9 protein-coding genes are annotated in these 8,249 nt (G+C 30.4%); all 9 read right to left on the bottom strand.

Translation table 11 applies throughout. The features are described 5' to 3' along the window. Positions 1 to 51: 51 nt before the first annotated feature. Genes SOR77_RS09310 through SOR77_RS09270 form a run of 9 tightly spaced genes read right to left on the bottom strand, consistent with a single transcriptional unit; the run spans position 52 to position 8,245 of the window. On the bottom strand, positions 52 to 1,080 hold the full coding sequence (locus tag SOR77_RS09310; RefSeq protein WP_320636828.1) for a deoxyguanosinetriphosphate triphosphohydrolase: 1,029 nt from the start codon (positions 1,078 to 1,080) through the stop codon (positions 52 to 54). 60 nt (positions 1,081 to 1,140) lie between these two features. After that, the gene (locus SOR77_RS09305) at positions 1,141 to 1,956 is read right to left on the bottom strand and encodes a pyruvate, water dikinase regulatory protein (RefSeq protein ID WP_320636827.1); all 816 of its coding nucleotides are present in this window, start codon (positions 1,954 to 1,956) and stop codon (positions 1,141 to 1,143) included. Positions 1,957 to 1,964: 8 nt separating this feature from the next. After that, on the bottom strand, positions 1,965 to 2,588 hold the full coding sequence (locus SOR77_RS09300) for a helix-turn-helix transcriptional regulator (RefSeq protein WP_320636826.1): 624 nt from the start codon (positions 2,586 to 2,588) through the stop codon (positions 1,965 to 1,967). An 8-nt stretch (positions 2,589 to 2,596) separates the two neighbouring features. Then, on the bottom strand, positions 2,597 to 4,672 hold the full coding sequence (gene glyS, locus SOR77_RS09295) for a glycine--tRNA ligase subunit beta (protein ID WP_320636825.1): 2,076 nt from the start codon (positions 4,670 to 4,672) through the stop codon (positions 2,597 to 2,599). Then, the gene (locus tag SOR77_RS09290) at positions 4,665 to 5,546 is read right to left on the bottom strand and encodes a glycine--tRNA ligase subunit alpha (protein ID WP_320636824.1); all 882 of its coding nucleotides are present in this window, start codon (positions 5,544 to 5,546) and stop codon (positions 4,665 to 4,667) included. Before SOR77_RS09290 ends, glyS begins: the two co-directional genes overlap by 8 nt. 21 nt (positions 5,547 to 5,567) lie before the next feature. Then, positions 5,568 to 6,254: a DNA repair protein RecO gene (gene recO, locus SOR77_RS09285; protein WP_320636823.1), complete on the bottom strand. Its 687-nt coding sequence runs from the start codon at positions 6,252 to 6,254 to the stop codon at positions 5,568 to 5,570. Further along, a complete protein-coding gene (gene era, locus SOR77_RS09280; RefSeq protein WP_320636822.1) occupies positions 6,251 to 7,141 on the bottom strand; it encodes a GTPase Era in 891 nt (296 codons plus the stop codon). The genes recO and era overlap by 4 nt, the downstream gene beginning before the upstream one ends. Beyond that, positions 7,134 to 7,538, bottom strand: coding sequence for a cytidine deaminase (gene cdd / locus SOR77_RS09275; protein ID WP_320636821.1), 405 nt, complete (start codon positions 7,536 to 7,538; stop codon positions 7,134 to 7,136). Before cdd ends, era begins: the two co-directional genes overlap by 8 nt. After that, positions 7,538 to 8,245, bottom strand: coding sequence for a diacylglycerol kinase (locus SOR77_RS09270; RefSeq protein ID WP_320636820.1), 708 nt, complete (start codon positions 8,243 to 8,245; stop codon positions 7,538 to 7,540). The genes cdd and SOR77_RS09270 overlap by 1 nt, the downstream gene beginning before the upstream one ends. Between the last annotated feature and the right edge of the window lie 4 nt (positions 8,246 to 8,249).

The following is an 8,249-nucleotide window of genomic DNA, read 5'->3' as shown; positions in this document are numbered from 1 at the left end:
GATATCAAATCAACTATATCTACTTGAGACCTTATTTTTTCTAATACTTCATCATCTACTATATAACTCATTTGCCCACCCTTTCGGAATAAACAATTTTTTATATATCTCGACTACATATATATCAGTCATTCCAGCTATATAATCACTTACAATATCTTCATCTATGTGTTTTATATTTTCATATAAACTCAAGTGTTCTCTTGGTATTCTATTTAAATCTCTCATGTAGTAATCAAATAGAGATCCTATAATGTGATATATCTTTTCATTCTCTGACTTTACTGTTTTATCATAGTATACATTTTTAAACATATACTGTCTTAAAGCTAAAGTTGCAGTTTCTATATCCGGTTCCATCTTAACAAAATCTTTATGGTAAGAGTTCTTGTAGATAGAAGTTATCATAGTATCAATTCTCTTTGAATGACTATTACCTAGAATTTTTATTAAATCATCCGGTAAATCCGTTTCCTTGATTATGCCAGCTCTTATTGCATCGTCAATATCATGATTTATATAAGCTATTCTATCAGCATATTTTATTATCTTCCCCTCTAAAGATTCAGCCTGACCTTCTCCGGAATGGTTTAAAATACCGTCTTTAACTTCATGTGTCAAATTCAAACCGACTCTATTTTCTGTTGTCGATAGAAATTCTACAACTCTTATAGATTGCTCATTGTGTTTAAATCCTTTTGGATGCAATTTATTTAAAATAGTTTCTCCACTATGACCAAATGGTGTGTGTCCTAAATCATGACCCAAAGACATAGCTTCTATCAAATCTTCATTTAACTCAAGCAATCTACCTATTGTCCTCGCTATTTGAGAAACTTCAAGAGTATGAGTTAATCTTGTTCTAAAGTGATCTCCTTCTGGAGATATGAAAACTTGAGTTTTATGCTTTAATCTTCTAAATGCCTTAGAGTGTAGAATTCTATCTCTATCTCTCTGAAAGCACGTTCTCATATCACAATCTTCTTCGGGCATCACTCTACCTTTTGACATATCAGAAAAAGTTGCTGTCTTGTATAAAATCATGTGTTCAAGTTTTTCTCTATTCTCTCTTGGGTTCATATTACCACCACCTTTTGCCATTTTAAGTATAGAATATTGTTGAAAGTTTTAAAAGTAAATTTAAAAGACTTTCTTCATGTGTTCAATTATTAGTTCTGCAGTTTCTTCTATGGCACTGTTTGTAACATCAAAAACTACACACCCTAATTCTTCCATTATTTTTTTCGAATAGTCAAGTTCTTCTTTTACTCTTTCAATATTTGCATACTTAGCAGATGATGACAAACCTAATGCTTTTAAACGTTCAGTTCTTATTGATATTAATTTTTCCGGGTTACAAGTAAGTCCTATAATTCTTCTAATATCCTTATCATATACTTCTTTAGGTACAGGAACCTCCGGAACTAAAGGTATATTTGCAACCTTATAATGTTTGTTAGCTAAATACATTGATAATGGTGTTTTCGATGTACGTGATATACCAACAAGACAAATATCTGCTTTTTTAGCACCTCTTGGGTCTTTCCCATCGTCATACTTAACTGCAAACTCAACAGCTTCAACTTTTTTAAAGTAATTCTCATCAAGTCTTCTAATAAGCCCTGGTTCTCTTAAAGGTTTATATCCTAATACATCTTCAAGTTTATTTAACGGCTCACCCATTACATCGACAACTTTTAAATTTAATTCTTCAGCTTTTTCATTTATAAAATCTCTAGTTTCTTGAACTACATTTGTATAAATTATAAGAGATTTCTGTTCTTTAGCTGCTTCATAAAGAATTGGTTCAATTTGCTCTATACTATTATGATATGGATATCTCTTAACTTCATAGTTGTGTGTCTCAAACTGTCTTACACTAGCTTTGGCAATGAGTTCTCCAGTTTCTCCAACAGAATCTGAAATTACATATATTACAAGTGTATTATCTGTCATTAGTCCTCCTAAAAATCTTCTCTAACCAAATCAACAAAAATTCTAGTGATATTGGTCTTGGTAAACCTACCAACACATTTTAATCCCGACTTACTTTCTCTTACTACAGGTAAAGAATCTATCTTATGTTCAAAAATTTTTATTGCTGCATCTAATATATTATCATCTTCTTTTACATAGATTATATTAGGCATTCTCGTCATAATAAGACCTACAGGAGTTACACTTAAATTCATTTTACCAAGAGTTGTCCTCAACAAATCTTTTCTTGAAACAACTCCTGATAAAACTCCATTTTGCGATATAAAAATCGAACTCACATTTTCTAAAAATAACCCAACTATAACATCATACACACTAGTGTTCTCATCCATAACCACAGGTACGCTCATAGTGTCTTTGACAAGAATAGTATCTATTTTCTTCTTAAGCCCATTATCTTTATTTTCCATTGAATAGTAATACCCAACTTTTGGTCTAGCTCCAAGAATTTCTATCATTGTCAGTATAGTTAAATCACTTCGTATAGTTGACCTTGATATATTCAACTCTCTAGCTATTTCATCACCAGTTATAGGACCTTTTTCTTTGACAATGGCAACTATTTCGTTCTGCCTACTTGTTAGTTCCAAAACTCACCTCAATTTATGACAAGCTTTTTAATATCCAATATCTCCTTGATCACAACATCTATTGAATGTAGTAAACTCATTCTATTATTTTTTAAATCTACATTATCGCTTAATACAAATATATTTTCAAAGAAGTTTTGTATTGAAGGTGAAAGTTCAGACAGTTTTAAAATTGCTTCTTGATATTCTCCTACAGCAATTAATTTTTCTACTCCAGGTAATACTTCTTTTGAATTTTTATAAAGTTCAATTTCTTCTTTTTCAGTCAATAATGTTTCATTGATTCCTTCTATTTTTTCAGCTTTATCTAACATATTTTCAAGTCTTACAAAACTATCAACTATATCTTTTCTATCTTCCTTAAAGAAGTTGTTTAAATCTTCTGCTTTTGTGAATATAGTCAATATATTGTCATTGCTTCCCAAAACAGAATCTATTACATCATATCTAATTTCTTGAGATTGTAGTATTGTTTGCATTCTTCCTTTAAAAAACTCAATAATTTCTTTTTTAACTACATCATAATCAAATGTTATTTGTAAGCCATCTGTATATAAAAATAATGAAGAATCAATTAAATCACTAAGTGATACATCCCACTTCTTATTTAAAATAATATTTATAATACCTATAGCTTGTCTTCTAAGCGCAAATGGATCTTGTGAACCTGTTGGTATAAGTCCAACTGCAAACATACCACAAATGCTATCTAACTTATCAGCGATTGCCAGTACAGAACCTACTGTTGATTCAGGTAATTTATCTCCAGAAAATCTTGGCATATATTGTTCATTTATAGCCTTTGCTACAATTTCAGCTTCTCCTGAATTTTCAGCATATATAGAACCCATAACACCTTGCAATTCTGTAAATTCTTGTACTAATTTAGTAGTTAAGTCAGCTTTAGAAAGTTCTGCTGCTCTTTCTAAATCTTCCTTAGTTGTTTCTCCTAATTGCAAATCTTCTCCAATTTTGATTGCTAATTTAGTATTCCTGTCAGTTTTATCCAGCATATTTCCTAATTTTTCATGAAACATTAGTCCCTTTAAATTAGTTTTATATTCTTCCAATGGTTTAGAAATATCATCTTTATAGAAGAAAACAGCATCTTCTAAACGTGCTTCTAAAACTTTTTGATTGCCACTGATTACTATCTCTTTATAATCTTCATTGCCGTTTCTAATAGTTATAAAATATGGCAACAATCCTCCATTAGAATTATAAATCGGTATAAATCTCAAATGGTCTCTCATAGGAGTTGTTATAACTTCTTTTGGTAATTCCAAATATCTTTCTTGAATTTCTCCCATAATAGGAGTTGGATATTCAACTATAAAAGTCAATTCTTCTGTTAAATCTTCATCAGGAACTATCTCTCCATTTACTGACTTAGCTAGTTTCATTGAATCGTATTTTATGATATCTCTTCTTCTATCTTGGTCCAAAATTACATAGTTTTCTTCTAAAAGAGCTTCATAGTTATCCACTTTATCTACAACTATTTCGCCATTTCCTAAAAATCTATGTCCATATGTCGCGTTAGACACCTTAATTCCTTCAAATTCAAATGGGACTACTTTGTCATTTAAAATTGAAACAATCCATCTAATAGGTCTGGCAAATTTTATAGCCTTGCCTCCCCATTTCATATTTTTAGGGAAATTTATAGACTTTATTAAGTCTGACATATTTTCAGATATTATTTCTTGGAAACTTGCTCCTTTTTTATGAATATTGGCATAAATATATTCTGTTCCTTTTAATTCTTTTTTAAATATTTCATTTTCAGTAATACCTTGAGATTTCATAAAGCCTTGTAGTGGCTTAGTTGGATTTCCAGCTTCATCAAATGCTATTTTTGCAGCTGGACCCTTAACTTCTAGATCCACATCAGGTTGTCTCTCATCTAATCCATTTATAAAAAGTGTAAGTCTACGAGGAGTAGCATTTACCTTTATTGTTTCATATCCTAGAGAATATTCATTCATCAATTTATTTGCTTTTGCTTCTAATTGGTCAATTGCCATTTGACAGAATCTCGAAGGTAACTCTTCAACTCCTATTTCTAATAAATATTTATTCAACTTCAGCACCTCTCTTTAATGGATAACCCAATTCTTCTCTTTGCTCTAAATATAAATTAGCAACTTGTCTAGCTAAATTTCTAACTCTGTGTATATATCCAGTTCTTTCAGACACAGAAAGAGCGCCTCTTGCATCTAGTAAATTAAATGTATGAGAACATTTCAAGCAGTAATCATATGCAGGAAGAGCTAATTTTTCTTTTATAATTCTCTCACATTCATTTTCATAAGTGTTGAATAGTTCAACTAACATTTCAGTATTTGAAATTTCAAAAGCATATTTTGATTGTTCATATTCAGCTACTTTAAATACATCGCCGTACTTAATGTTTTCATTCCATTGAATATCATACACATTTGATACATCTTGTAAATACATTGCTATTCTTTCAAGACCATAAGTCAATTCTGCAGATTCCAATTCACAATTTATTCCACCTACTTGTTGGAAATATGTAAATTGAGTTACCTCCATACCGTCTAACCATACTTCCCAACCTAGGCCCCAAGCTCCAAGAGTCGGAGATTCCCAGTTGTCTTCTATAAATCTTATATCGTGTTTCAATGGATCAATACCTATTTCTTTTAAAGAATTTAAATATAGGTCTTGAACATCTTCTGGTGATGGTTTTAAAATTACTTGTAATTGATGATGTTGATATAATCTGTTTGGATTTTCTCCGTATCTACCATCAGCCGGTCTTCTTGAAGGTTCTACATAGCACACCTTCCATTCTTCCGGCCCTAACGCCTTTAGAAAAGTTTGTGGATTCATAGTCCCAGCACCTTTTTCTATATCGTAAGGTTGCATTAGTATACATCCCTTTTCTTGCCAATAATTTTGTAATGTTTGTATCAATTCCTGAAAATACATTTGCTCCTCCTTTTACAATTCTTATAAAATTTTTAAAGAATTGAATTCGTGAATTTCTAAATTATATTTAATATAATCTACTATTAAATTTAAAAGAAATATCGTTCTCGTTAAATCATAATCAAATACTAATTCATCTAATGAAGTATACAACAATTTTTTTAGGTAGTAAACATCTTCTATTCTCAAAATAGTCCCACCTTTATTTGTAACTCCGCCATCATAGTTTGAAAAATATGGATTTTCTACTTCTTTTAAATTTGGTCTATATCCCATATAACTTATATATTTTAAACTAAATGCCAAAACTAATGCTTCAACATTTTTATTTCCATTCATCAGTCTAAGTGTCTTAACTATCAAATCAAATACAGTTTTATTAGTTTCCCCTTCTAAAAAACTCTTTTCTACCATTTCAGAAATATACCCTGCCAATACAATAGTAGTATAGTCTCTTCTCAAAAAGAAATTTGAATCTATTATTTTTATAGGTTCTATATAATAAAAGTTTTTCCCTTGTGATAAATTACATAGAAAATAACAGTATGGTTGACTAAAACTTACAAGGTTAGACTTAGGCCTAAGTGCTCCCTTTGCCATAATACTCACTTTACCTATTTCTTTAGTATACGCCCTAAGAATTTTACTAGACTCACTGTATTTAGTTTCAGATAGTATAATAACCTCAGTAGTTATTGAATTTTTCATTGATACCCGAAATTCTTTAATTTAATTTCTTTTTCTCTCCAATTCTTTTCAACTTTAACCCAAAGCTTGAGATTCACTTTATAATCTAGTAAATTTTCAATCTCTATTCTCGCTTGAGTTCCTATTTTCTTTATCATATCACCATTTCTACCAATGACTATCTTTTTATGTGATTCACGCTCAATATATATATTAGCATCTATATCACAGATCTCTTTATTTTCTCTATACTTCATCTTTTCTATAGAAACTGCTATTCCATGAGGAACTTCCTCAGATAAATTTCTAAGTGCCTTTTCTCTAATTAATTCAGCCACTATAAATTTTTCAGGTTGATCTGTTACCAAGTCTTCAGGATAATATTGGGGTCCTTCTGGTAAATACTTTTTTAAAACTTCAATATAATCTTTAACCCCATCATTTTTTAGTGCAGAAATCGGAATTATTTCTTTGAATAGATTTAAGTTTGAATACATTTCTATTAGCTCAAATAAATTTTCCTTTTTAATTTCATCTATTTTGTTTATTAATAATACTATAGGAGTTTTTATATTTAGCTCCTTTAAAATCTTTATTATATATGAATCCAGCTTGCCAATCATTGTAGAACAATCTACTATATATGTTATTATATCAACTTCATTAAGTGTAGATTCTGAAGTTTTTAACATATAGTCGCCTAATTTATTTTTTGGAGATTGTATACCCGGAGTATCTAGAAATACAGCTTGTAAATTTTCTTCAGTGTATATAAAAGTAATCTTATTCCTTGTAGTCTGTGGCTTGTTTGAAATAGCCGAAATTTTTTGACCGACTACTTGATTAAGCAATGTACTCTTTCCAACATTTGGTCGTCCTATTATGGTTACAAACCCTGATTTAAACATTTTTCACCCCTAGATCTTCCGGACCAAAACTATGTGGCAACAATTCTTCTAGTGTAAAAACTTTATAATCTTCAGGTGTTATAGCTATTAATATTTGAACATCTTTTCCAAACTCTCTTATAACTTGTCTACACACCCCACAAGGAAATGTTTCTCCTCCACTAGATACAATTGCTATTTTTTTGATCTCCCTATGTCCCTCACTGACAGCTTTAAATATTGCAGTTCTTTCTGCACAATTAGTTGGTGAATATGAAGATATTTCTATATTCCCTCCAGTATAAACGGAACCATCTTCCATTTCTACTGCAGCTCCAACCTTAAAATTTGAATATGGCGTATACGAATAGTTGTCTCTTGCTTCAATAGCCATTTCTATTAACTTATTATTTTCCATTATCCCACTACCTTAAATATTATAATAGCCACACTTATCCCCAATATAGCCCCTGAAATCACTTCGCTTATAGTGTGAATTTTACCTTCTACTCTACTTTCTGCAACTAACAATGCTATTCCAAATACTGAAAATGTAATTAATGCATTCATTGTAAGAAGAGAAATAATTGTTGAAGCACAAAAAGCCAAAGCTGAATGTCCTGAAACTGCTCCTCCTTGAAAATAAGTGCCACCATTTATTTTAGCTCTTAAATACTTTCCTCCAACAGTCAAAATTAAAACTAATAAAACTGTTACAAACGCCAAGTGTTCATTTGAATTAGCAATCTTTCTCAGACCAAATTCAGTGTACATTGCAAATTTATTGTAAAACAACAAATATCCAACTATAAATGCATTTATAGCACTTAGCATAACCGCTCCTGCTGAAACGTCTTTTACATACTTGGCAATTGGATTATATTCTTGCACAATCAAATCTACAGTTCTCTCTATAGCTGTATTTATCATCTCTGCAACAACCACAAATATTATAGACAATAACAGTATTAAAAATTCTGTTTTTGTAAAATCCATAAATAGAGATATAAAAATAGTTCCCAATGCCGCTATATAATGAAACTTTAAATTTCTTTCAGTTTTTAATGCAGATATAATCCCCTGAACTGCGTTGTTAAACGAAGCAATAAATCCACCTTTTTTCAATCTA

It is taken from the genome of Peptoniphilus sp. (genome assembly GCF_034090345.1).
Classification (GTDB): domain Bacteria; phylum Bacillota; class Clostridia; order Tissierellales; family Peptoniphilaceae; genus Peptoniphilus.
Note: the sequence above shows the minus strand (reverse complement) of the source record. Positions and strands in the feature narration are given on the sequence as shown.

Excerpts from the sequence above, each read along its gene's own strand:
- SOR77_RS09310 (WP_320636828.1), bottom strand. The coding sequence starts at position 1,080 with ATGAACCCAAGAGAGAATAGAGAAAAACTTGAACACATGATTTTATAC.
- SOR77_RS09305 (WP_320636827.1), bottom strand. The coding sequence starts at position 1,956 with ATGACAGATAATACACTTGTAATATATGTAATTTCAGATTCTGTTGGA.
- SOR77_RS09290 (WP_320636824.1), bottom strand. The coding sequence starts at position 5,546 with ATGTATTTTCAGGAATTGATACAAACATTACAAAATTATTGGCAAGAA.
- recO (WP_320636823.1), bottom strand. The coding sequence starts at position 6,254 with ATGAAAAATTCAATAACTACTGAGGTTATTATACTATCTGAAACTAAA.
- era (WP_320636822.1), bottom strand. The coding sequence starts at position 7,141 with ATGTTTAAATCAGGGTTTGTAACCATAATAGGACGACCAAATGTTGGA.
- cdd (WP_320636821.1), bottom strand. The coding sequence starts at position 7,538 with ATGGAAAATAATAAGTTAATAGAAATGGCTATTGAAGCAAGAGACAAC.